The following is a 24,068-nucleotide window of genomic DNA, read 5'->3' as shown; positions in this document are numbered from 1 at the left end:
ATGACCACCTCCCCCACCGACGCCATGGACATCAGAACCGCCCGTCAGGCCCAGGCCAGCGCTTGGTTCGCCGAACTGCGCGACCGCATCTGCGCCGAGTTCGAGCGGATCGAGGACGAGCTGACCGGCACCCATGCCGACCTGCCGGCGGGCCGTTTCGAGCGCAAGCCCTGGCAGCGCCCCGACCATGGCGGCGGCGAGGGCGGCGGCGGCGTGATGTCGGTGATGCGCGGCCGCGTGTTCGAGAAGGTGGGGGTCAACGTCTCGACGGTGCATGGCACCTTCAGCCCGGAGTTCCGCGCCAACATCCCCGGTGCTGCGGAGGACGGGCGGTTCTGGGCGTCGGGGATCAGCCTCGTCGCGCACATGCGCTCGCCCCTGGTTCCGGCCACCCACATGAACACGCGCCACATCGTGACCAGCCTCGGCTGGTTCGGCGGCGGCGCCGACCTGACCCCGATGGTGCCCGACGAGCAGGACACCGCCGACTTCCACGCCGCCTTCCGCGACGCCTGCGACCGCCACGACCCGACCTGCTACGCGCGTTACAAGGAGTGGTGCGACCGCTACTTCTTCCTGCCGCACCGGGGCGAGGCGCGCGGCGTCGGCGGCATCTTCTACGACAATCTGGATTCCGGGACCTGGGAGGCCGACTTCGCCTTCACCCGCGACGTCGGGCTGGCCTTCCTGGAGGTCTTCCCCGCCCTCGTCCGCCGCCACATGAACCGGCCCTGGACCCCGGAGCAGCGCGAGCACCAGCTGATCCGCCGCGGCCGCTACGTCGAGTTCAACCTGCTTTACGACCGCGGGACGACCTTCGGCCTGAAGACCGGCGGCAACACCGAGGCCATCCTGATGAGCATGCCGCCCGAGGTGAAGTGGCCGTAACCTTTATAATCCCCTCTCCCGCCCCGGGAGAGGGAGGGACCCGCCGCAAAGCGGCGGGAGGGTGAGGGTACCGCCGAGAATAGTGCGTTGATCTTTGCCGGCACCCTCACCCGCCCGCTGCGCGGGCACCCTCTCCCGGGGCGGGAGAGGGTTTGCCCAACCGCCTTTTTGCCTCCGCCAAACACTCGTCCCGTCCGGGCCGGAAGTCCTCGGCGATCCACCACGCCTCGACCTGCTTCAGCAACGCGCCCACCGCCGGGCCGCGCGGCATCCCCATGGCCAGCAGGTCGCGCCCGGCGATGGGAAGGACCAGAGACGGCAGATCCTCGGCGGTCGCCAGCGCCGCCTTCACCGCGTCGAGCGTCATCGGGCCGGGAGCGTCCACCGCCGCCAGCAGCACGAGATCGCGGTACAGTCCGGCGTCGCCCAGCCGGTAGAGCGCCTGCCGCCGCTTCACCGGACCATCGTAGGGAGCTACCGCCATCGGCGGCTCGGTCAGGGCGGCGAGGCGATCGCGGTCGGCGTTGGACAGGCGCAAAGTCTGCGCCACGGCCAGCGCTCCCGCCCGATCGGCGTCCAGCACGGCGGCGAAGCGGCGCACCGCCTCGGGCGGCTCGTCCAGATCGTGCTCCAGCCGCACCAGACCGTCGAGCCGGGCGGTGCGCACCGCGTCCGGCAACAGGTGCGCCATCACGCCGAGCCGGATCATCAACGCCCAGGCCGACGCCGGGTCGGGCGCCGCCAGCAGGCGGGACAGCTCGCCCCGCACCCGTTCCCCGGACAAAGTGGGCAGGCGGGGGGCCATCTCCGCGCAAGCGGCCAGCGCCGCCTCATCCGGCGCGCCGCGCCCGTAATGGGCGTGGAAGCGGAAGAAGCGCAGCAGGCGCAGCACGTCCTCCTCGATGCGCTGGCGCGGGTCGCCGACGAAGCGCACCCGCCCGGCGGCCATGTCCGCCAGCCCCCCGAAGGGGTCGTAGACGCAGCCGTCCAGCGTGCAGCTCAGCGCGTTCATGGTCAGGTCGCGCCGGGCCGCGTCCTCCCGCCAGTCGTCGGTGAACTCGACGCGGGCGTGGCGCCCGAAGGTCTCCACGTCGCGGCGCAGCGTGGTGATCTCGTAATGGGCCTTGCCGGCCACGGCGGTGATGGTGCCGTGCTCGATCCCGGTGGGGATGGCGCCGATGCCCGCCGCCTTCAGCAGCGCCATCACCCGTTCCGGCGGCGCGTGCGTGGCGATGTCGATGTCCTTGACCTTGCGGCCCAGCCACGCATCGCGCACGCAGCCGCCGACGAAGCGCGCATCAGCCCCTCCGGCGGCCAGGGCGTCGAACACGGCGCGCGTCTCGGGCGCGGTCATCCAGGGCTGGGGAGCGATGCGGGCGTTGACGGTCATGGCGGCAGGCTAGCCCGCAAGGCACTCAATTGCCAGAGACGCTCAATTGCCAGACGCCCCGCCGCCGACCACCCGCCCGTCTTCGACATGAGCCGGGGTGTAGGGCGTGTGCGGCGCCACCCCGCTGGTCAGCGCGACGGACCCCAGAGTCACCGCCATCGCCGCCACCCCGGCGAAGACCAGCCAGGGCCAGGGCGCCGTCGCCCACCACGGCGCCGGGACATGCGCCTCCTCCGCCTCGCGGCGGCGGCGCTCGACGACCAGCACATAGAGGGCGTAACCGGCGGTCGGCAGGACCAGCGGCAGGATGACCGTCAGGAAGATCCGCAGCACCGCGCCCGCCTTACGGTGTGCCGCCGGCGGGCGCGTCGCCCAGACGATCGCTTCCCAGGCCGTCGCACCCCAGCCCTTCGGCGCGCAGGACATCGCAGAGGTTCACCAGCATCCCCGCCGTCGCCCCCCAGATGAAGCGCTGCTCGTAGGGGAAGGCGTAGAAATAGCGCTGGGCGCCCTGGAACTCGCGGCTGTGGCGCTGCGGGTTGGTCGGGTCGAGGATGGCGGCCAGCGGCACCTCGAACACCTCCGCCACCTCGGTCGGGTCGGGAGTCACCTGGAAGGGCGGGCGCACCAGCCCGACCACCGGAGTCACCCGGAAGCCGGTGCGCGTCACATAGGTGTCGAGCCGTCCCAGCACCTCGATGTGGTCGCGCCCCAGCCCGATCTCCTCCTCGGTCTCGCGCAGGGCGGTGTCCTCCGGGTCGCGGTCGTCGCTCTCCATCCGCCCGCCGGGGAAGCTGATCTGCCCGGCATGGGCGGTCAGGTTGGCGGTGCGCTGGGTGAAGATGACCGTCAGCTCCTCCGGACGGTCGACCAGCGGCACCAGGACGGCGGCCTCCCGCAGCTTGCCCTGCGAGGGCTCGAAACCGGGATTCAGATCATGGTCGCCGCGCACCTTGACCGGGCGCAGATCGGCGGCGGCGCTTCCCGGAAAGCGCTTGCGGACCTCATCGAGACTCACCCGCCAAGCAGCCTGCCCAGCGCGAAGAAGACCTTCTTGCTCCATACCCCCACCTCAGCCTCACCATCATGGCCGCGCGTATCGGCCCGGTCCACCAATTCGTAGTAGACCGGCCGGAGAATTCGCGCTTCGAGCCCGTTTCTTATGAGGATATAGGGCGTCGGCTCGCCATTTTCAGGATTGTGGACGACCCGAATTGGATGATTGGGGCCGCATTCAACCCATTCGTCTAAATTTGTACGGAATGACAGGACCTGTTCGTCTCCATGTCCGCTTGCGGCCATTTCCACGGCGACGAACGGCGTGTCCTCGACAACGATCCGCCCGCGTTCGACCGGGGTGACCAGCCAGAAGTCGCCGGCCTCGTCCCGCCGCAGGACGGTGGCGAACAGCTTGACCAGTTCGATCCGCCGGATCGGGTCGCCCTCATGGAACCAGGTGCCGTCGCGGGCGATGCGGATGTCGAACCGCTGTTCCCGCGCGGTCAGGGGCAGCGCGGGGGGCAGGCTGTCGCCACTCGCTCCGCCGGAGCGCGTATCATTTGGGCGCTTGTCATTCGCCCCGTCATTGCCGACCTTCATCGCTAGCCTTCTCGTCTTTTTCGGGCCTGAGGGGCACAGAGGGAACTGGCCGCGCAACGTAATTTCGCCATACTCGTCACATAGGTCCGGACTGGCGGATTTGCCACGATGGCTGTTTCGACCCCCCGCTGTCATGATGGGGCGGACAGGATTGCCCACCGAGTGCATGGTCTTAACGGGAGCAGAGACGTGAGCGCAACCGACGCCGCTAACCCGAGTCAGAGCTTTCCCGCCGGCGAGAACCCGCACCAGCTCATGGCGGAGATCGAGGCGCTGGGCGGCCGGCTGACCCATGTCCGCGACCGCATCGGCCGGATCATCTTCGGCCAGCAGGAGGTCGTCGACCTCACCCTCATCACGCTCCTGGCCGGCGGCCACGTGCTGCTGATCGGCGTGCCGGGCCTCGCCAAGACGCGGCTGGTCGAGACGCTGGGCACCGTGCTGGGCCTCGCCGAGAAGCGCATCCAGTGCACGCCCGACCTGATGCCCGCCGACATCCTGGGGTCGGAGGTGCTGGAGGAGAACGAGCAGGGCCGCCGCTCCTTCCGCTTCCTTCCGGGGCCGGTGTTCAGCCAGCTCCTGATGGCCGACGAGATCAACCGCGCCAGCCCGCGCACCCAGTCCGCCCTGCTCCAGGCGATGCAGGAGCGGCGCGTGTCGGTCGCCGGCCAGTACCACGCCCTGCCCCAGCCCTTCCACGTGCTGGCCACCCAGAACCCGCTGGAGCAGGAGGGCACTTACCCGCTGCCGGAAGCCCAGCTCGACCGCTTCCTGATGCAGATCGACGTCGATTACCCGGACCGCGACGCCGAGCGGCGGATGATGATCGCCACCACCGGCTCACTGGACGAGCAGGCGGTGACGGTGCTCTCCCCCGCCGACCTCCAGGTGGCGCAACGGCTGGTCCGCCGCGTGCCGGTCAGTGAGGGCGTCGTCGACGGCATCCTCGACCTCGTGCGGCGGGGCCGTCCGGAGGCGACCGACCTGCCGGAGGTGCAGCGCCACGTCGCCTGGGGTCCCGGCCCGCGCGCCAGCCAAGCGCTGATGCTCGCCGCCCGCGCCCGCGCGGTGCTGGACGGGCGGCTGGCGCCGTCGCTGGACGACGTGGTGGCCCTGGCGAAGCCCGTGCTGCGCCACCGCATGGCGCTGAACTTCGCGGCGCGGGCGGACGGGATCACGCTGGACGACATCATCAACCGCCTCTGCGCCCCGCTGTCGTAAGGACCCGCCGATGGCCTCTTCGACATCCGACCGTGGGGCCCTCGGCGCCACCACCCTGCGGGCGCAGCAGCGCGCGGAGGGGCTGGCCGCCACCCTGCCGCCGCTCTTGGTCGCGGCGGAGCGCGTCGCCTCCACGGTGGCGCAGGGCGTGCACGGGCGGCGCCGCGTCGGGCTGGGTGAGACCTTCTGGCAGTTCCGCCGCTACCAGCCCGGCGACTCGCCGCAGATGATCGACTGGCGGCAATCCGGCAAGACCCAGCCCGTCTATGTGCGCGAGAACGAGTGGGAGGCCGCCCAGACCGTCTGGCTGTGGCGCGACCGCTCGCCCTCCATGGACTACCGCTCGGTCAGCGGCCTGCCGACGAAACGGGAGCGCGCCGACCTGCTGACCCTCGCCACCGCGGTTCTGCTGGTGCGCGGCGGCGAGCGGGTCGGCCTGCTCAACTCCGGCCAACGCCCGGACCATGGCAAGTTCGCCCTGAACCGCATGGCCGGGCAGATGACCGACCCGCGCAACGCCCATTCCCCCGACGCGCTGCCGCAGCCCGAACCGCTGCCCCGCCACGCCCAGGTGGTCCTGGTCGGCGACCTGCTGTCGCCGCTGCCGGAGATCCACGCCACCGTGGCGGCGCTCACCGGACGCGGCGTGCGCGGCCACCTGCTGCAGATCCTCGACCCGGCGGAGGAGACACTGCCCTACGAGGGCCGCGTCGAGTTCGAAGGCTTCGAGGGCGAGGAGGAACTGCTGGTCCCGCGGGTCGAGGCGGTGCGCGAGACCTACCTGGAGCGGCTGCGCGCCCACCAGGACGGCTTGAACGCGCTCGCCCGCACCGCCGGCTGGACCTACGCCGTCCACCGCACCGACCGGCCGCCCCAGACCGCCCTGCTCGGGCTGTGGGGCGCCCTGGCGCGCGAGGCGGTTTAGGTGGGGCGGAGTATTGCCCCCACCTTCCCGCTTCGCGGGTTCCTCCCTCCCCCGCTTCGCAGGGGAGGGCCAGTACGCAAAATCCCCTCCCCTGCGAAGCGGGGGAGGGTTAGGGAGGGGGCAAAGCCCTCGCACTCCATTCCCCATCCTCCAACAGCGTAGACGCCGATGCTGGGTTTCGGACCGATCGCCTTTGCCGTTCCGTGGGTGCTGGCCGCCCTGGCCGTCCTGCCGGTGCTGTGGTGGCTGCTGCGCGTCACGCCGCCAGCCCCGCGGGTTGTGCGCTTTCCCGCCATCCGGCTGCTGCGCGACCTGACGGCGCGGGAGGAGACTCCCGCCCGCACCCCGCTGTGGCTGCTGATCCTGCGCCTGATCGTCGCCGCGCTACTGATCCTGGCTTTGGCCGGGCCGCTGCTGAATCCGCGCGCCGCTCTGCCGGGCAGCGGACCGCTGCTGCTCCTGATCGACAACGGCTGGGCGTCGGGCCGCGACTGGACGAGCCGCCGCGCGGCCATGGAGGAGCTGGTGTCGCAGGCAGAGCGGCAGAACCGTCCCGTCGTCCTGCTGCCGACCGCCCGGCCCGCCGGGGGCGAGCCGGTGAAGGCCAGCCCGCTCCTGCCCGCCTCGGAAGCCCGCCGCCTGATCCAGGCGCTGGAGCCGCACCCCTGGCCGACCGACCGCGCCGGCGCGCTGGAGGCGGTCCGCGGGCTCGCCGCGCGGGGCTCCGCCCACACCGTATGGCTGTCGGACGGCATCGGCGACCGCAGCGCCCGCGGCCTCGCCGAGACGCTGCAACGCATGGGCTCCCTGGAGATCCTCGACGATTCCGCTGAGAAGCCGCCCCACCTGCTGCTTCCCCCGTCGTCGGAGGGCGCCGGCCTGTCGGCCCGCGTGGTGCGCGCCGACGCCTCCCGCCTGGAAAGCGTCACCGTGCGCCTGTCCGGGGCCGACGGCCGCCTGCTGACCCGCCAACCCGTCGCGTTCGACGCTGGGCAGCTCACCCGCGAGGTGCGTTTCGAGGTGCCGGCGGAGCTGCGCAACGACGCCGCCAGCCTGCGCGTGGAGAACGACACCACCGCCGGGGCCACCGTCCTGCTCGACGAGCGCTGGCGCCGCCGCCCGGTCGGGCTGGCCTCGGGCCGCGCCAACGGCGAGAACCAGCCGCTGCTGTCCGACCTGCACTATCTGGAACGGGCGCTGGCCCCCTACAACGAGGTGCGCCGCGGCGAGCCGGACGAGCTTCTCAAGCGCGACCTCGCCGTGCTCGTCCTGTCGGACATCGGCGCCCTGACCGGGCAGGAGGCCCAGACCATCGAGGACTGGGTGCGCAAGGGCGGCGTGCTGCTGCGCTTCGCCGGGCCGCGGCTGGCCCAGAATCCCGACCGTCTGGTCCCGGTGCGCCTGCGGCTGGGCGACCGGGCGCTGGGCGGCGCCCTGTCCTGGTCGGAGCCGGCGAAGCTCCAGCCCTTCGACGGCCGCAGCCCCTTCGCCGGCCTGCACATCCCCGACGACGTCGCCGTTTCGCGGCAGGTGCTGGCCGAGCCGGCGCTGGACCTCGCCGACCGCACCTGGGCGCGGCTCCAGGACGGCACCCCTCTGGTCACCTCGGAGAAGCGCGGAGACGGCTACATCGTGCTCGTCCACACCACCGCCAGCCCGGAATGGTCCAACCTGCCGATGTCCGGCCTGTTCGTCGACATGCTGCGCCGTCTGGTGACGCTGAGCGGCGGCGTCGCCGGGGGCGCCCATGGCGGCACGCTGGAGCCGCTGGAGGTGCTGGACGGCTTCGGCCGGCTGGTGCCGCCGCCGGCCGCCGCCTTCCCCATCGCCGGGGACGCCGGGGCCGACGTGCTCGGCCCGCGCCACCCGCCGGGCTTTTACGGTACGGAGGAGTCCCGCCGCGCCCTGAACCTGACCGCCACGCTGACGCGGATCGAGCCGCTGGGCGCCATGCCCGGCGGCGTCGCCCGCGGCCCCTACGGCACGCGGGGCGAGGTGGCGCTGAAGCCGGCGCTGCTCGGCATCGCCCTGTCGCTCGCCATGATCGACCTGCTGATCGCCCTGATGCTGCGCGGCCTGCTCGGCGGCTGGCGCTTCGGCGGCAAGGGGTTCGGCGGCAAGCGCCGCCGCGCCGGGGCCACCGCGGCGGTCCTGCTGACGCTGGGTGCGGCGCTCCCCATGGCCGCGACGCCCTGGTCCCCCGCCCGTGCCGACGACGCGCAATCGACCAAGGTGACGGCGGAGACCTACCTCGCCTATGTGCGCACCGGGAACGGCGCGGTGGACGACACCTCGCGCGCCGGGCTGGAAAGCCTCGTGGACGTGCTGACCCGCCGCACCGCGGTGGAGGCCGCCGGGGCGGTGGGCGTCGATCCGGAAACCGATGAACTGGCCTTCTACCCCCTGCTCTACTGGCCGATGTCCGGCGGGCAGCGCGCGCTGAGCGACCACGCCCGCGCCCGGCTGAACGAGTACATGCGCAACGGCGGCACCATCCTGTTCGACACGCGCGACCAGTCGGCGGGGGCAGTCGGCGGCAACCAGGCGCTCCAGGGCATGGTGCAGGGGCTGGACATCCCGCCGCTGGCCCTAGTGCCGCCCGACCATGTGCTGACCAAGTCCTTCTACCTGCTGAACGACTTCCCCGGCCGCTACAACGGCGGCAATCTGTGGATCGAAGCGCGCGAGGGCCGCGCCAACGACGGCGTGTCCCCGGTCCTGATCGGCGGCAACGACTGGGCCGCCGCCTGGGCGGCGAACCGCAACGGCCAACCGCTCTACGCCGTCGTCCCCGGAGGGGAGCGGCAGCGCGAGATGGCCTACCGCTTCGGCGTCAACCTCGTCATGTACGCGCTGACCGGCAACTACAAGGCCGATCAGGTCCATGTGCCCGCGATCCTTGAGAGGCTCGGCCAGTGACCCTGCTTGACGGAACCTCCATCGCTCTGGCGCCGCTGCTGCCCTGGATTTTCCTGGTGCCGCTGTTCGTGGTGGCGCTGGCGATCCTGGCGCTGGCCGTCGTCCGCCGGGCGCGCGGCGTCTGGCTGCGCGCTCTGGCGGTGGCGGTGCTGGCGCTCGCCCTGATCAACCCGTCGCTGGTGCAGGAGAAGCGGGAGCCGATCAAGGACGTGGCGGTGGTCGTGCTCGACGCCTCGCCCAGCCAGAACATCGGCGACCGCCGCGCCCGCGCCGAGGCTGAACTGGAGCGCCTGACCGAGCGGCTGAAGGCCTTCGACGATCTCGAGCTGCGGGTGGTCCGCGCCGGGGACGCGGACTCCGGCGCCTCCGCCATCAACGAGACGCACCTGTTCGACGCGCTGAACCGGGCCATGGCCGACGTGCCGCGCCGCCGCATGGCCGGGGCTGTGCTGATCACCGACGGGCAGGTCCACGACGTCCCGGAGAACCTCGCCCGGCTGGCCGAGATCGGCCCGGTGCACACGCTGCTGACCGGCAACCGCGACGAGGGCGACCGCCGTCTGGCCATCGTCCAGGCGCCGGCCTACGGCCTCGTCGGCAAGCCGGTGGAGCTGACCATCCGGGTCGACGACATGCCGCGCCGCCAGTCGGCCGACGCGGCGGTGACCCTGCGCCAGGACGGCGGGCCGCCGCGCACCATCCGCGTGCCCGTCGGCCAGGACTTCCACATGGAGCTGCCGGTGAATCACGGCGGCCAGAACGTGCTGGAGATGGAGGTCGAGGCGGCGCGGCAGGAGCTGACGCTCGCCAACAACCGCACCGCCGTGGTGGTGAACGGGGTGCGCGACCGCCTGCGCGTCCTGCTGGTGTCCGGCGAGCCGCACGCCGGGGAGCGGACGTGGCGCAACCTGCTGAAGGCCGACCCGTCGGTCGATCTCGTCCACTTCACCATCCTGCGCCCGCCGGAAAAGCAGGACGGCACGCCGATCCGCGAGCTGTCGCTGATCGCCTTCCCGATCCGCGAGCTTTTCGAGATCAAGCTGGACGAGTTCGACCTGATCATCTTCGACCGCTACCGCCGGCGCGGCGTGCTGCCGCAGATGTATCTGGAGAACATAGCCGAGTACGTGCAGAAGGGCGGCGCCCTGCTGGAGGCGTCCGGCCAGGGCTACGCCACGCCGCTGTCGCTGTTCCGCACGCCGCTGGGCCAGGTGATGCCGGCGGAGCCGACCGGACAGGCCATCGACCGCCCCTTCAAGCCGACCGTGACGGAGGTCGGCCGCCGCCACCCGGTGACCGCCGGCCTGCCCGGCGACCGCCCGGACGGCGAGCCGAGCTGGGGCCGCTGGTTCCATCAGGTGGAGGTCGTGCCGGGCAACGGCGCGGTGGTGATGAACGGCGCCGACGACCGGCCGCTGCTGATCCTCGACCGCGTCGGCAAGGGCCGGGTGGCGCAATTGGCGTCCGACCAGATGTGGCTGTGGAGCCGCGGCTTCGAGGGCGGCGGCCCGCAGGCCGAGCTTCTGCGCCGTCTCGCCCACTGGCTGATGAAGGAGCCGGAACTGGAGGAGAACGACCTGCGCGCCCATGTGGACGGCAACCGCATCACGGTGGAGCGTCGCTCCCTGGAGCCCGACCCGCGCAGCATCACCCTCACCACCCCGTCCGACGAGACCCGGACTTTGGAGATGACCGAGGACCGCACCGGCCGCGCCAGCGCCACCGTGGTCGCCGGCGAGCCGGGCATCTACCGCATCACCGACGGCGAGCGCACCGCCCTGGCCGTGGTGGGCGCCGTCAACCCGCCGGAACTGGCCGACGTGCGCTCCACCGGCGACCGCCTGTCGGGCGTCGCCGAGGAGACCGGCGGCGGCGTGCATTGGATTTCCGACACCGAGGGCGGCGTGCGCCCCGGCATCGACGTGCGCCGCACCCGCCCCGACCGGGCGCAGACCGGCAACGACTGGATCGGCCTGCGCGCCAACGGCGATTTCACGGTGACGGGGGTGTCCGAGGTGCCGTTGCTGCCGGTGGCCGCGGTGCTGGCGCTGGCGCTGGGCGCGCTGCTGATGGCGTGGCGTCGGGAGGGGCGGTAAGGGTCAACGAAGCTGTTGCAATCGGGTCGGGTTTCCGCTTATGGTCCCGACCCTTCCGGCGCTGATCGCGCCGTTCGGTTGGGGCGTCGCCAAGCGGTAAGGCAGCGGTTTTTGGTACCGCCATTCCCAGGTTCGAATCCTGGCGCCCCAGCCAACTAATTTCCTGAGAATTCAGGTGCTTAACCCCACCCAACGGCGGGGTTTTGTGTTGCAGGGGTTGCAGACCAATTCACTGAGGAATCAACGGTTTACAAGATTTGCCAAAAATTCCGTGCAACGTGGATGCGACACGGCGACGGCCCCGCGTTCATTTTCTGTTCTAGTGAGACGACTCGGACTTCCGGCTTGAGCGATGATTGTCGCTGAGATAAACTTGATCCGGGCCGCTAAGCTCCTGTCTGGCTTGGCGGCGTTTGCGCGCTAAGGGGAATGCTGCGTTGGAGCAGCCGCGCTTGAGGCCGCGGCTTTTTGGGCCTGTACGTTGAATGTTGTCCCGACTCCCGGCACCACCACGCCGACCGGCATTTTATCATCATAGTCACGAAGGCAATCATGCGCTTCGCCCCAAATGACGTGCGGGCTATCTCCAGATTTTAATCTATACCTTAATTTAACAAGATCTCTATGAGCTTTTGCGTTTAGTTTATGCCTCGTCGTGTAGTTAAATCCACTCTCAATTGCAACCATGAGAGCCGGCACAGCCGCTATCGCAGCAACAAAAAAACCTCAATAAACCCTGAACTTCCCCCGAAGAAACCAGCATAACTGACAGAAAACTTGAAATTAATGACGCCCATCCGATTACTTGAACACGCTTCCAGTCCTTACTTTCCCATTTAGATTTTTCTCTTATTTCATCATCCAGGAGAGACAGCACTTCTCCGTAGCAATCAAATTGCTTTCCTTTCAAGGGTTGATCCACAGAATGCTCTTCCGACATGTATGCCCCCTTCAATCATGAGGCGACCCCAGCCGGCTAGGCGGCGAGTGCCATCGCAATACACACTCAAGCATGCGCCCACCAAAGAGTGCGCCATCAAAGCGGGTTCCCAGAGGGAATATAAACAGTTTTTGACCGCAAGACACCCAGAGAAACAACTTTCCTCCTTGCTTCAGGCCAAGCCACCCGCCCTCCTGTCTCACCCGAGAGCCTGGGCGAACCTATGCAGGCCTGAATGCTGAAGGGAAGTGTTGGTGATTGCCGATCCGGGAACCAGTCGTAAGCGGTGTTCTCAGGCCACGGCGGGTTCCGCCTGCCGGGCATAGACCCAGGGCAGCAGCTCATCGAGCTTGGTGATCGGGTGGCCGCTGGCGAGTTTGGTCAGGACATCGGCGAACCAGGCCTGCGGATCGACACCGCTGAGCTTGCAGGTTTCCCCCAGCGACGCGATGGTCGCCCAGTGCTCGCCGCCGCCGTCGCTGCCGGCGAACAGAGCATTCTTGCGCGTGAGAGCCAGCGGGCGGATGCTGCGCTCCACGCTGTTGCTGTCGATCTCCACCCGGCCGTCGTCGAGGAACAGCGTCAGCCCCTCCCAGCGGCTGAGCGCATAGCGGATCGCCTCGGCCAACGTCGATTTGCGCGACACCGTCGCCAGCTGCTTTTCCAGCCACGTCTTCAGTTCGGCAATCAGCGGCGTCGAGCGGGCCTGGCGCTCTCGGCGGCGCGCCTCGGCGTCACGGCTGCGGAGCTCGGCCTCCACCGCGTACAGCTGGGCGATGCGCCGCAAGGCTTCGCTGGCGATCGGTGCCGAGGCGCCGGTCTGGAGATCATAGAAGCCGCGGCGGACGTGCGCCCAGCAGAACGCGAGGCGCACGGCTCCGCCCTCGGCCAGCTTGCGATAGCCGGCATAGCCGTCGACCTGGAGCACGCCGGTGAACCCCTGCAGATGCATCACGGGGCGTTCCGCCTTGCGATCGGGAGCATAGACGTAGGCCACCGCCGGCGGCTCCGGTCCGTTCCAGGGGCGATCGTCGCGCGCGTAGGCCCAGAGCTGGCCGGTCTTCGTGCTGCCCCGTCCGGGGTCGAGCACGGGCGCCGTCGTCTCGTCAGCGAACAGCTTGCCCGAGGCTTTCAGGTTGGCCAGCAGCCGGTCGTGCAGGGGCCGCAGGTACCACGCCGCCCGCCCAACCCAGTCGGCCAGGGTGGAGCGGTCGAGATCGACACCCTGGCGCGCGTAGATCTGAGCCTGGCGGTAGAGCGGCAGGTGATCGGCAAATTTGGACACCAGCACGTGGGCGATCAGCGCCTCGGTGGGGATGCCGGCGTCCACGATGCGCGCCGGCGCCGGGGCTTGCACGACGCCCTCCTCGCACTGGCGGCAGGCGTATTTCGGCCGGCGGGTCACCAGCACCCGGAAGCGGGCTGGGATGAGATCCAGACGCTGCGAGACATCCTCGCCGATGGGATGCAGCGTGCCGCCACAACACGGGCAGGTCTTGTCGGCGACATCGATGAGGATCTCTTCGCGCGGCAGATCGGTCGGCAGGTTGCCGCGGTTCATCCGACGCCGTAGCGGCGAAGGGGCCGGCTTGGCTGCAGCACAGCCGGTGGGCTCGGCCTCCTTGGCAGCCAGCGTCTGCTCCAGGTCCTCCAAGGCCAAGGCGAGCTGATCCGGATCGAGCGGTTCGGCCCGGCGGCCGAAGCGATGGCGCTGCAATTCCCGGATGATCTGGCGCAGCCGGGCGATCTCCTCCTCGGCCGAGGAGCGGGCCGCCGTCAACTCCGCGGCATGCCGGAGCCGTTCGGCCAACAGCAGGGCACGCAGTTCGTCCGGATCGCTGGGAAGGGTTTCAGGCGCGGTCGTCACGTCCACCAGTATAGCGGCGGCTTGCGCAGTCCTCGCCTCCGAAGCGGCAAGCGAGTCGCTGTGTCGCAGCTCAGCCGGCGGACGTCGGCCGAGGCACCCGCACGCCCCGCACCCGGGTCCAGTCCAGACCCTCGACGAGCGCCGAGAGCTGAGCCGGGGTCAGCCGGATCACGCCGTCGCGGATCGCTGGCCAGCGGAACCGGCCGGCCTCCCATTTCTTCGCGATGAGAACCGTCCTGGCGTCATAATGCCTCTCCAGAGCAGGTTCCTTGTCATCAGGTAACGTGCTTGACCTTGGTCGGCTTGCGGGGGCGGCGCTGCTGGTCGTGAGCCAGGGCGTCCTCCAAGCGGACAAGCCAGAGGTTCTGGCTTACCGCCGGCGCCCGACGTGCCGGGACCAATCCTTTGTACAGCCACCGGTAGATCGTGCCCTCGGGGACACCCAAACGGACCGACAATTCTGCCACTGTGAACTCGTCCGGAGCCCGTTCCACCACCAGCGTCGGCCGGTGCCGCCCGTCCGGCAGCAGGCCCCGGCGTTGCAGCCAGGAACGCACGCCCTTTTCCGTGGCTGGTCCGCCGTGTGGCATAAGCCAGCCCTCGGCTGCCAAGGTTCGGGCAATGGCCGGCGGGCGCAGTCCGTCAGCGAACAGGGCCGTGGTCCGGGAAAAAAGCTCGTCGTGGCCGGCCAACTGGGTCATGCGACGCACCGCCCGCCGCAGCCGGTGGCGGGTTCGGCGGCCGCCGGCCCAGTGACACTCCACCTCCATGTTCTCCGTCTCGCCCTCCACCGTGACCACGACCCGATCCAGCATCAGGCGGACGATCTCCTTGCGCTCGACCGCGGTGGTGCTCGCCGCCCGCCAAATCGCCGGCACGTCGGCGGCGAGCCGTTCGATGGCGGCCCGATCCGCCGCGGTCAGCCGAACTGGCTGACGGGCCAGGAAGCGGGCATGCTCGGCCGCGAGCTGCGTCTCGGTCTGCAACGCCGCTTCCCAGCGCCGTTCCAGTGTGCGGGCGACCAGCCGGTTTTCCGGCTCGACCTCGTCGTACTGGCGTTGCGCCCGTTCGGTCTCGTAGCGTGCCTGCTCGAGCCGCAATTCCCATTGCCGATGCTCCCGGGCGCGTTCGATCTCCACGTCCTCGGCGAGTTGCAAGGCGACGTCGACGGCGCCGGGCTGCAGCGCCGCCAGGACCAGGTCGGCGATGAGGGTGTCCAGGGTCTCGCCGGCGAACCCCTGGCAATGCTCCTCGCCGCGGTTGATCATCCGCCGCGTGCACTCGTAGCGCAGGCTGTGGCCGTTGTTGCGGTAGGTCGTCACCATGCGCGAGCCGCAGCGGCCGCAGACCAGGATCCCGGTCAACAGCGACGGCCCGCCGCGGGCGACGCCGATGTGCTTGCTCTGGTTGGCCTTCAATTGGCGCTGGTTCCTCTCGAACGTGTCCCAATCGATGTAGGCCGGCCAGCGGTCCTTGATCAGGATCTGCCACTCACCGGGGCTGGTCGCCCGGCTTCGTTTCGAGGGGTCCGTTGGCGGTGGCCGTTGCCGGCCATAGGCGTAGGCGCCGGCATAGGCAGGGCTCGTCAGGAGCTTCAGCACGGCATTCCGGGTGACGGGCGCCCACACGAGGTCGCCCTTGGCCGGCCCGCCCCGCACCCGATCGGGGAGTTGGAGGTCGTGGGCGTGAAAGTACCGCACCACGCCGTGGATGCTGCGCCGCCGCTCGAAGATCTCGAAGACCAGGTGAAGGCTGTCGCGCGCCCGCTCGTCGGGATCTTGGACGATCTCCCCCGAGGGCCGGCGGAGGAAGCCGCGCGGCATCGGAAAGCCGAAGTCCCCGCGCTCGGCCTTGTTCCAGCGCCCCTCCTCGAAGCGGGCACGCATGATGTGCAGTTCCGCCTCGCTCATCGTGCCCTTCAACCCGAGCAGGAGCCGGTCGTTGTAGAGGCCGGGGTCGTAGACGCCGTCGTTGTCGCCGATCAGCGTTCCGGCCAGGGCGCAAATCTCCAGGAGATGGTACCAGTCCCGGCAGGAGCGGGCGAGCCGGGAGACTTCGAAGCCAAGAATCAGGCCAACGTGACCGAGCCCAACCTCGGCCACCAAGCGCTGGAAGCCGGGCCGCCCAGCGGCGGATGCGGCGGAGCAGCCGAGATCGTCATCGATGACGGCGACCCGCGGTCGAGCCCAGCCCAGCGAGCAGGCCCGCTCGACCAGGGCGTACTGGACCGCGGTGGATTCCTTGTTGTGCTCCAACTGCTGAAGCGTCGACTGCCGAACATAGACGACGGCCTGACGGTCAAGATGGCGGCCCTCGATCTTGCTCGACAGCGTCCCGCTGATCCGCCTCGTGCGACTCATGACCGGCCTCCGCCGGGGCGCGGCCCTGCGCCATCCGCCAAGCCAATTGCCCCACCAGCACCGCCAGCCTCTGCCGGCGTGTGCGCGGCAGGTCGCCCCAGGACACCGTCTCGGTTATTGTCGCTGGTTCGGGCATGGTGCCTCGCCACCCAGTGCGCCAACGCCCGCAGGGCCTCCGCGCCGACACCGGGCGCTGAATCAAACCCGACCTCCTTTGCAGAGGTTCCTTGTCGGGGGGATGGTCAAGCCGGTGCCGTCCCAGTGCAGGAGTTTCACCCGGTCGGCTCGCTTGGAGCGGAAGACGTAGATGACCCCGCTGAAGGGATCCGCCCCCAGTTGCTGCTGCACCAGGGCGGTGAACCGCGCCGGGTTTCCCAGAGGCCCCGTTTCTTGAGAGACTGGGGTCATCATGACGAAAGCGGCATCACGCAAATACGCTCCTGAAGTCCGCGAACGCGCGGTGCGGATGGTGTTCGAGCACGCGGGGGATCACGCCTCGCAGTGGGCGGCGATCAGTTCGATCGCGGCGAAGATCGGCTGCACGGCGGAGACACTGCGCGGCTGGGTCCGGCAGGCCGAGCGTGACCAGGGCAAGCGGCCGGGGCCGACGACGGACGAACAGGAGCGGATCAAGGCGCTGGAGCGCGAGAACCGGGAACTGCGCCAGGCGAACGAGATCCTGCGCAAGGCGTCGGCCTATTTTGCCCAGGCGGAGCTCGACCGCCCGTTCAAGAAATGATCGCCTTCATCGACGCGCACCGCGCCGTCCACGGGGTCGAGCCGATCTGCAAGGTATTGCCGATCGCCCCGTCCACCTACTACGCCCATGCCGCCCGGACGGTCGATCCGGCCAAGGCGCCGGCCCGCTCGCGAAGCGACGCGGAGCTGAGCGTGGCTATCCGACGGGTCTGGGATGCGAACTTCCAGGTCTATGGGGTACGCAAAGTCTGGCGGCAGTTGCGGCGGGAGGGCCTCGACGTGGCACGCTGCACGGTGGCTCGCCTGATGCGGCGCATGGGGCTGCGGGGCGTTACGCGCGGCAAGGCGGTGCGGACGACGCTCAGCGACCGGGCGACTCCCTGTCCGCTTGACCGGGTGAACCGCCAGTTCCAGGCGCCCCGCCCGAATGCCTTGTGGGTGGCTGATTTTACGTACGTTGCCACATGGCAGGGCTTCGTCTACGTGGCCTTCGTCATCGACACGTTTGCCCGCCGCATCGTGGGCTGGCGGGTGTCGCGCACCGCCCACACCGGCTTCGTGCTGGATGCCCTGGAGCAGGCACTCCACGATCGCCGGCCGGCCAAGGGCAGCGGCCTCATCCACCATAGCGACCGTGGGGCGCAATATGTGGCCATCAAGTACACCGAGCGTCTCACCGACGTCGGCGTCGAGCCCTCCGTGGGCAGCGTCGGCGATTCCTACGACAACGCCTTGGCCGAGACCATCAACGGCCTCTACAAGACCGAGGTGATCCGCCGCCGCGGACCCTGGCGCACCCTGGAAGCCGTCGAGTTCGCCACCCTGGAATGGGTGGACTGGTTCAACCACCGGCGTCTGCTCGAACCCATCGGCAACATTCCCCCCGCTGAGGCCGAAGCGCGCTACTATGCTCAAACCGAGGACGTCGCCATGGCGGCGTGACTCAACCAAATCGGCCTCTGGGAAACCCGGCGCGGTTCAGTGGATGGGGCGACGACCAAGGCGCCCTTGGGCGGGGAAAAAAGTCGGTCCCAACCCGACCGACCGCGGCAAGTTGGGGACCAAGCGTTCGCTGCTGACCGATGGTTGCGGTCTCACCCTCGGCCTCGCGGTCGCTGGCGCCAACGTGATCGACTTCAAGCTGTTTTGGAACAAACGCTTGAAGCCACCGCCGTGCCGCGTCCCGCACCGACGGCAGCGCAGCCGCAGCATCTTTGCCTGGACAAGGGCTACGATTACGATGGCCCGCGCCAGATCGCCTACGACAAGGCCGCACCGCCCATATCCGGCACCGGGGCGAGGATCGATCCGCCACCCCCGCCCAACCCGGAAAACCACGAAGATGGGTGGTGGAGCGAGCGCACTCCTGGCTGAACCGCGACCGCCGCATCCTGGTCCGCCGGGAAAAGCGCGCCCTCACCTACAAGGCCATGCTCCACATCGTCTGCGCCATCACCGTCTGGAAGTTCATCTCCTTACTGGAAACAGGTTCTTAACCTCGCCCAACGGCCGAGCTAAGTGTTGCAAGGGTTGTCGCACATCGGTTCAACGCAGAACCATCGCGTTAAACCCGACCGACGAATGCGCTGCAATGCGGCTTCGGCACGGCACCACCTTCCCCAGTGCCTGACATTGACACCCAGGCTGGACCAGCGTGTCGCCAGGGAGCCTCAAGTTTTCTCCTCTGGCGCTATCACAACCCGGTGCATTTCACGGATGGGTGGCAGCCGCCCTGCGATCACTGGACTTGCGGCACGAAACCCTGCATTTCATGTGAAGTTCATCACATGTTTTTCGGCTCGAACTCCGCGACGCTTCACACATAAGAGTGCAACGTGTCACGCAGCGGGCATGCCATGTCATCGAAGAAGCTCAGGAACGTCTACGTCGCCGGGAAGCGCACCAGCATGCGGCTGGAGGCCGCCTTCTGGGAGGGCTTGGAGGAGATCGCGCAAAGGGAGAGCCTGACCTTGGGCGAGTTGTGCAACCGCCTCGCCGAGCGGGTGGACGCGGTGGACGCGAGCAATCTGTCGAGCGCCGTGCGGGTCTATGTGCTGGACTATTTCAGGGCGGGCACGCCGAAGCGGCCGGACAACGGCTACACCCCGGGCTACACCCCGCTGGCGATCGCGGCGGAGTAGCGCCGGGACGGATCGTCCGGCGCCGGACCGACGACCGAGGGCGCGCGGGACGGCGGTCGGAAGAGGCGCAGCACGCCCCGCACGACCGCCTGCCGTTCCGCCATAGCTCCTACTGCGCGGTCCAGCCGCCGTCCATCAGCAGGCTGGCCCCGGTCATCTGCGCCGCGGAATCGGAGCACAGGAAGACCGCCAGCCCACCCAGCTCGTCCGGCGTCACGAAGGCGCCGGAGGGCTGCTTGGCGCCGAGCAGTTCCGCTTTCGCCTGCGGCTCCGGGATGTTCTTGGTCGAGGCGATCGCGTCGATCTGCTTCTGCACCAGCGGGGTCAGCACCCAGCCCGGACAGATGGCATTGCAGGTGACGCCGGTGCCCGCCGTTTCCAGCGCCACCGTCTTGGTCAGCCCGACCACGCCGTGCTTGGCCGCGACGTAGGCCGCCTTGTTGACCGACGCGACATGGCCGTGCACCGAGGCGATGTTCAGGATGCGCCCCCAGCCGCGCCGTTTCATGCATGGCAGGGCGTGGTGGGTGCCGTGGAAGACGGCGGACAGGTTGAGCGCGATCACCGCGTCCCAGCGGTCGGCCGGAAATTCCTCAACCGGGGCGACGTGCTGGATGCCGGCGTTGTTCACCAGCACATCGACGGAGCCGAAGGTCTCCTCCGCGTGGCCGATCAGCGCGGCGATCTCCGCCGGTTTGGACAGATCGGCGCCGTGGTAGCCGACGCGAACGCCGAATTCTGCCGCCAGACCGGCGCGCAGTTCCTCGATGGCGGCGGCTTCGCCGAACCCGTTCAGCACCACGTCCGCCCCGGCCCCGGCCAGCGCCCGCGCGATGCCCAAGCCGATCCCGCTGGTCGAGCCGGTGACCACCGCGACCTTCTGAGTCAAGGTCATGGCTTATCCTCTGCTGTCTTGATGGTTTGGGAGCCCTCCCCCCGTTCGGGGAGAGGGCGGAACGGCGGTCAGCCTTCCAGTTCCGGGCGCTCGCGGAACTCGTCGAGCGCCATGGGATTGGCCAGCGCCTCGGTGTTCTTGATCGGGCGGCCGTGCACTGCGTCGCGCACCGCCAGTTCGGTGATCTTGCCGGAGCGCGTGCGCGGGATGTCCTTGACCGCCACGATGCGCGCCGGGACGTGCCGCGGCGAGCAGTTCTCCTTGATCCGCTTGCGGATCGTGTCCTCCAGCGCCTTGTCGAGGGTCAGCCCCTCGCGCAGCACCACGAACAGGATGACGCGCACGTCGCCGTCCCATTCCTGGCCGATGCACACCGCCTCCAGGATCTCCGGAAGCTGTTCGACCTGCCGGTAGATCTCCGCCGTGCCGATGCGCACCCCGCCGGGGTTCAGCACCGCGTCCGAGCGCCCGTAGATCACCCAGCCGCCATGCGCCGTACGCTCAATGAAGTCGCCGTGCGTCCACACGTTGGGGAAGCGCTCGAAATAGGCCGCCCGGTACTTCGCCCCGTCCGGGTCGGCCCAGAAGCCCACCGGCATGCAGGGGAAGGGCCGCGTGCAGACCAACTCGCCCTTCTCGCCGCTGACCGCGTGGCCGCTGTCGTCGAAGGCCGCCACCGCCATGCCGAGCCCCGCCGTCTGCAGCTCGCCCGCCCACACCGGCGCCGTCGGGTTGCCCAGCACGAAGCAGGACACGATGTCCGTGCCGCCGCTGATCGAGGCCAGATGGATGTCCGTCTTGATGGCCCGGTAGACGTACGCGAAGTTCTCGGGCATCAGCGGCGAGCCGGTCGAGGCCAGCGCCCGCAGCGTGTCGAGCCGGTGCGTGCGGATCGGCTCAAGCCCCGTCTTTTCGGCCTGCTGGATGAACTTGGCCGAGGTGCCGAACAGCGTCATGCCCTCGGCGTCGGCGTAGTCGAACAGGATGTTGCCGTCCGGCGCGAAGGGCGAGCCGTCGTAGAGCAGCAGCGTCGCCCCGGCGGCCAGCCCGGAGACCAGCCAGTTCCACATCATCCAGCCGCAGGTGGTGTAGTAGAACACCCGATCGCCCGGCTTCACGTCGCTGTGCAGCCGGTGCTCCTTGACGTGCTGGAGCAGCGTGCCGCCGGTGCCGTGGACGATGCACTTGGGCTTGCCGGTGGTGCCCGACGAATAGAGGATGAACAGCGGATGGTTGAAGGCCACCCGCTCGAAGCTCGGTTCCGCCGCCGCGAAGGGGGCTGTGAAGTCGTTCCAGGCGACGCCGCCGCGGATGGCCGAGACGTCCGGCGTCTCGTCGATGTACGGAATGACGACCGCGGCCTTGACGGTGGGCAGCTCGGTCAGCACCTGGGCGATCTTGGCCCGGATGTCGTGGCTCTTGCCGTTGTACCAATAGCCGTCGGGGGCGAAGAGGATCGTCGGCTCGATCTGGCCGAAGCGGTCGGTGATGCCCTGGGCGCCGAAGTCGGGGGAGCAGGAGGACCAGATGGCTCCCAGGCTGGCCGTGGCGAGCATGGCGGCCAGCGTCTCGGGCATGTTGGGGACGACGGCGGCGACGCGGTCGCCCTTGCCGACGCCGGCGGCCTTCAGCGCCTGCTGGAGGCGGGACACCTCGGCCTTCAGCTCAGTGCCCGACCAGCGGCGCTTGACCTTATCCTCGGCCCAGAAGACGACCGCTTCGCCGTCCGGCGCGTTGGCGAGCATGTTCTCGGCGTAGTTCAGGCTGGCCTCGGGGAACCATCGGGCGCCGGGCATCTTGTCGCCGTCGGCCAGGGCCACGCCGCCGAGATCGCCCTTGAGTCCGGCCCACTCCCACAGGAAGCGCCAGAAATCCTCCTTGCCGGCGACCGACCAGTCGTAGAGCGCGTCGTAATCGTCCAGCCGCAGCCCGAAACGGGCGCTCGCGGCCTGCCGGAAAGCCGTCAGGTTGGAGGCGGCCACGCGCGCCTCCGACGGGGTCCACAACGGCCGATCCGAAAGCGGCTGACCAGAAAGCGATTGACCAGAGGACGGTTGATCCATCTTGCGGTTCCTGATGTTGGCTTTTTATGCCGTTCGGTTCTTGACGTTCAGCGGCGGCCGAAGCGGGCCTGGAGCTCGCCCACGATACCACGGCGGAAGACCAGCACGCAGACCACGAAGATGGCGCCGATCACCACCGGAACCGGCATGCTGGTGGCCGCCAGATAGCTTTCCAGCGTGACCACGATGGCCGCCCCCACCACCGGGCCGAGCAGCGTGCCCATGCCGCCGAGCAGCGTCATCAGCACCACCTCACCGGACATCTGCCACGTCACGTCGGTCAGCGAGGCGAGTTGGAAGACCAGCGCCTTGGTGCCGCCGGCCAGACCGGCGAGGCTCGCCGACAGCACGAAGGCCAGCAGCTTGTAGCGCTCCGTCCGGTAGCCCAGCGACACGGCGCGGGGCTCGTTCTCGCGGATCGCCTTCAGCACCTGGCCGAAGGGCGAATGCACCGCGCGCCAGACCACCGCGAAGCCGACCAGGAACACCGCCAGCACGAAATAGTACATGGACAGCGAGTTGTTGAGGTCAATCACCCCGAACAGATGGCCGCGCGGCACCGCCTGGATGCCGTCCTCGCCGCCGGTGAACTTGAGCTGCAGCGCCATGAAGAAGACCATCTGCGACAGCGCCAGCGTGATCATGGCGAAGTAGATGCCCTGACGGCGGATCGCCAGCGCGCCGAAGGCGAGGCCGAGCAGCGCGGAGAAGCCCATGCCGAGCAGGATGCTGACCTCCGGCCCCAGCCCCCAGACCTTGGCGGAATGGGCGGTGATGTAGGCCGCCCCGCCGAAGAAGGCGGCGTGGCCGAAGCTCAGCAGACCGGCGAAGCCGATCAGCAGGTTGAAGGCGCAGGCGAACAGCGCGAAGCACAGCACCTTCATCACGAAGACGGGATACAGCACGTAGGGTGCGGCCAGCGCGATCAGCAGGCCGATGCCGAGGATGATGGCGTTTCGGGTGCTGTCCTGCCCCGGACGGCGCAGCGCAATGGTCGTCGTCGGGGTGTCGGCCGTCTTGATGTTGGCCGTCTTGCTTTGGGTGGCCATGGCTCAGCGCTCCCGTCCGAAGAGGCCCGCGGGCTTGATGAGAAGGACGATCGCCATCACGACGAACACCACGATGTTGGAGGCTTCCGGGTAGAAGACCTTGGTCAGGCCCTCCAGCAGCCCCAGCCCCAGGCCGGTGACGATGGCGCCCAGGATGGAGCCCATGCCGCCGATCACCACCACCGCGAAGACGACGATGATCAGGTTGGTGCCCATCAGCGGCGACACCTGATAAATGGGTGCCGCGAGCACCCCGGCCAGCCCGGCCAGCGCGACGCCGAAGCCGTAGGTGGCGGTGATCATCACCGGCACGTTGATGCCGAAGGCCTGGACCAGCACCGGGTTCTCGGTGGCGGCGCGCAGGTAGGCGCCGAGCCGCGTCCGCTCGATGGCGAACCATGTCCCGAAGCAGACGATCAGCGAGGCGACGACGACCCAGCCGCGGTAGTTGGGCAGGAACATGAAGCCGAGGTTCTGGCCGCCCTTGAGCGCGTCCGGGATCGGATAGGGCTGGCCCGACACGCCGTAGAAGTGGCGGAAGGCGCCTTCCATGATCAGGGCGAGGCCGAAGGTCAGCAGCAGGCCGTAGAGATGGTCGAGCTTGTAGAGGCGCGACAGCATGGTCTTTTCCAGCGCCACGCCGAGCAGCCCGACGATCAGCGGCGACAGGCCCAGCGCCCACCAGTAGCCGAGGCCGAGCTTCGTCAGCAGCAGCCACGCCACGAAGGCGCCGATCATGTAGAGCGCGCCGTGGGCGAAGTTGATGACGTTCAGCATGCCGAAGATGACCGCCAGCCCAAGGCTGAGCAGCGCGTAGAAGGACCCGTTGATGAGGCCGAGCAGAAGCTGGCCGAACAGGACCTGGGGCGGCACCCCCAGCAAGTCGAACATGACCGTCCCTCCCTGTGTATCGGACTTGTGTTTTTTTGATTGATGTCAGAAGGAGGCCCCCACCCTAACCCTCCCCCGCTGCGCAGGAGAGGGAACTTGAGCCCTCCCCCGCCCAGCGAGGGAGG

General features: G+C 69.1%; 20 protein-coding genes, 1 tRNA gene, 1 pseudogene and 1 other annotated feature. Of the genes and pseudogenes, 9 read left to right on the top strand and 13 right to left on the bottom strand.

The window, feature by feature from the left end; all coding sequences use genetic code 11:
• Positions 1 to 888, top strand: a complete 888-nt coding sequence (hemF, locus tag ACWPN5_RS17785; RefSeq protein ID WP_492296598.1) for an oxygen-dependent coproporphyrinogen oxidase — start codon at positions 1 to 3, stop codon at positions 886 to 888.
• Between the two features lie 106 nt (positions 889 to 994).
• Here hemF and ACWPN5_RS17780 read toward each other — a convergent pair whose 3' ends face one another.
• The 4 genes from ACWPN5_RS17780 to ACWPN5_RS17765 are packed head-to-tail and all read right to left on the bottom strand — an operon-like array spanning position 995 to position 3,877.
• Complete coding sequence (locus tag ACWPN5_RS17780; RefSeq protein WP_200479880.1) at positions 995 to 2,278, bottom strand: CCA tRNA nucleotidyltransferase; 1,284 nt, start codon at positions 2,276 to 2,278, stop codon at positions 995 to 997.
• A gap of 42 nt (positions 2,279 to 2,320) precedes the next feature.
• Complete coding sequence (locus tag ACWPN5_RS17775) at positions 2,321 to 2,611, bottom strand: DUF6111 family protein (RefSeq protein WP_200479881.1); 291 nt, start codon at positions 2,609 to 2,611, stop codon at positions 2,321 to 2,323.
• Between the two features lie 10 nt (positions 2,612 to 2,621).
• The gene (locus ACWPN5_RS17770; protein WP_492296595.1) at positions 2,622 to 3,296 is read right to left on the bottom strand and encodes a CoA pyrophosphatase; all 675 of its coding nucleotides are present in this window, start codon (positions 3,294 to 3,296) and stop codon (positions 2,622 to 2,624) included.
• A complete protein-coding gene (locus ACWPN5_RS17765; RefSeq protein WP_492296593.1) occupies positions 3,293 to 3,877 on the bottom strand; it encodes a DUF1285 domain-containing protein in 585 nt (194 codons plus the stop codon). The genes ACWPN5_RS17770 and ACWPN5_RS17765 overlap by 4 nt, the downstream gene beginning before the upstream one ends.
• 189 nt (positions 3,878 to 4,066) lie before the next feature.
• Here ACWPN5_RS17765 and ACWPN5_RS17760 point away from each other — a divergent pair, with 189 nt between their 5' ends.
• From ACWPN5_RS17760 to ACWPN5_RS17740, 5 genes are all read left to right on the top strand, one after another.
• The gene (locus ACWPN5_RS17760) at positions 4,067 to 5,098 is read left to right on the top strand and encodes an AAA family ATPase (RefSeq protein ID WP_200479883.1); all 1,032 of its coding nucleotides are present in this window, start codon (positions 4,067 to 4,069) and stop codon (positions 5,096 to 5,098) included.
• 10 nt (positions 5,099 to 5,108) lie between these two features.
• Positions 5,109 to 6,023, top strand: a complete 915-nt coding sequence (locus tag ACWPN5_RS17755; protein ID WP_492296590.1) for a DUF58 domain-containing protein — start codon at positions 5,109 to 5,111, stop codon at positions 6,021 to 6,023.
• 168 nt (positions 6,024 to 6,191) lie between these two features.
• Positions 6,192 to 8,942: a DUF4159 domain-containing protein gene (locus tag ACWPN5_RS17750; protein ID WP_492296588.1), complete on the top strand. Its 2,751-nt coding sequence runs from the start codon at positions 6,192 to 6,194 to the stop codon at positions 8,940 to 8,942.
• Entirely contained in the window at positions 8,939 to 11,038 is a 2,100-nt protein-coding gene (locus ACWPN5_RS17745) for a hypothetical protein (protein ID WP_492296586.1), read from the top strand. Before ACWPN5_RS17750 ends, ACWPN5_RS17745 begins: the two co-directional genes overlap by 4 nt.
• Positions 11,039 to 11,117: 79 nt before the next feature.
• Positions 11,118 to 11,192: transfer RNA gene (locus ACWPN5_RS17740), tRNA-Gln, on the top strand.
• 519 nt (positions 11,193 to 11,711) lie between these two features.
• Here the strand turns inward: ACWPN5_RS17740 and ACWPN5_RS17735 are convergent.
• The 5 genes from ACWPN5_RS17735 to tnpB (ACWPN5_RS17715) all read right to left on the bottom strand — a co-directional run bounded on the left by ACWPN5_RS17735 (position 11,712) and on the right by tnpB (ACWPN5_RS17715) (position 16,613).
• A complete protein-coding gene (locus ACWPN5_RS17735; RefSeq protein ID WP_492296584.1) occupies positions 11,712 to 11,978 on the bottom strand; it encodes a hypothetical protein in 267 nt (88 codons plus the stop codon).
• Positions 11,979 to 12,270: 292 nt separating this feature from the next.
• On the bottom strand, positions 12,271 to 13,845 hold the full coding sequence (gene tnpC, locus ACWPN5_RS17730; RefSeq protein WP_492297991.1) for an IS66 family transposase: 1,575 nt from the start codon (positions 13,843 to 13,845) through the stop codon (positions 12,271 to 12,273).
• 70 nt (positions 13,846 to 13,915) lie between these two features.
• Positions 13,916 to 14,200, bottom strand: a complete 285-nt coding sequence (gene tnpB / locus ACWPN5_RS17725) for an IS66 family insertion sequence element accessory protein TnpB (RefSeq protein ID WP_492296582.1) — start codon at positions 14,198 to 14,200, stop codon at positions 13,916 to 13,918.
• Positions 14,121 to 16,205, bottom strand: a complete 2,085-nt coding sequence (locus ACWPN5_RS17720) for a recombinase family protein (protein ID WP_492296580.1) — start codon at positions 16,203 to 16,205, stop codon at positions 14,121 to 14,123. Before ACWPN5_RS17720 ends, tnpB (ACWPN5_RS17725) begins: the two co-directional genes overlap by 80 nt.
• 198 nt (positions 16,206 to 16,403) lie before the next feature.
• Positions 16,404 to 16,613: an IS66 family insertion sequence element accessory protein TnpB gene (gene tnpB, locus ACWPN5_RS17715; RefSeq protein ID WP_492297990.1), complete on the bottom strand. Its 210-nt coding sequence runs from the start codon at positions 16,611 to 16,613 to the stop codon at positions 16,404 to 16,406.
• Between the two features lies 1 nt (position 16,614).
• Between tnpB (ACWPN5_RS17715) and ACWPN5_RS17710 the strand changes: the two genes are divergently transcribed.
• The 3 genes and pseudogenes from ACWPN5_RS17710 (at position 16,615) to ACWPN5_RS17700 (ending at position 19,045) form a co-directional block, all read left to right on the top strand.
• A protein-coding gene (locus ACWPN5_RS17710) for an IS3 family transposase (RefSeq protein ID WP_492295000.1) occupies positions 16,615 to 17,846 on the top strand; the annotation gives its coding sequence in 2 pieces (ribosomal slippage) (positions 16,615 to 16,906 and positions 16,906 to 17,846; 1,233 coding nt in all).
• Positions 16,899 to 17,015, top strand: a sequence feature (AL1L pseudoknot). It overlaps the preceding gene by 117 nt.
• Positions 17,847 to 17,882: 36 nt before the next feature.
• A pseudogene (locus tag ACWPN5_RS17705) lies at positions 17,883 to 18,400 on the top strand (IS5 family transposase); the annotation flags it as partial.
• A 360-nt stretch (positions 18,401 to 18,760) separates the two neighbouring features.
• Entirely contained in the window at positions 18,761 to 19,045 is a 285-nt protein-coding gene (locus ACWPN5_RS17700) for a ribbon-helix-helix domain-containing protein (protein WP_145690036.1), read from the top strand.
• Between the two features lie 109 nt (positions 19,046 to 19,154).
• On the opposite strand, the gene ACWPN5_RS17695 is transcribed toward ACWPN5_RS17700, so the two are convergent.
• From ACWPN5_RS17695 to ACWPN5_RS17680, 4 genes are all read right to left on the bottom strand, one after another.
• A complete protein-coding gene (locus tag ACWPN5_RS17695; RefSeq protein WP_492296578.1) occupies positions 19,155 to 19,940 on the bottom strand; it encodes a 3-hydroxybutyrate dehydrogenase in 786 nt (261 codons plus the stop codon).
• A 68-nt stretch (positions 19,941 to 20,008) separates the two neighbouring features.
• Positions 20,009 to 22,003, bottom strand: coding sequence for an acetoacetate--CoA ligase (locus tag ACWPN5_RS17690; RefSeq protein ID WP_492296576.1), 1,995 nt, complete (start codon positions 22,001 to 22,003; stop codon positions 20,009 to 20,011).
• 47 nt (positions 22,004 to 22,050) lie between these two features.
• A complete protein-coding gene (locus ACWPN5_RS17685; protein ID WP_492296574.1) occupies positions 22,051 to 23,052 on the bottom strand; it encodes a branched-chain amino acid ABC transporter permease in 1,002 nt (333 codons plus the stop codon).
• 3 nt (positions 23,053 to 23,055) lie between these two features.
• Positions 23,056 to 23,943: a branched-chain amino acid ABC transporter permease gene (locus ACWPN5_RS17680; protein WP_145690032.1), complete on the bottom strand. Its 888-nt coding sequence runs from the start codon at positions 23,941 to 23,943 to the stop codon at positions 23,056 to 23,058.
• Between the last annotated feature and the right edge of the window lie 125 nt (positions 23,944 to 24,068).

The organism is Azospirillum sp. UENF 211521 (assembly GCF_058780535.1).
This window is presented reverse-complemented; position numbering and strand designations above follow the sequence as displayed.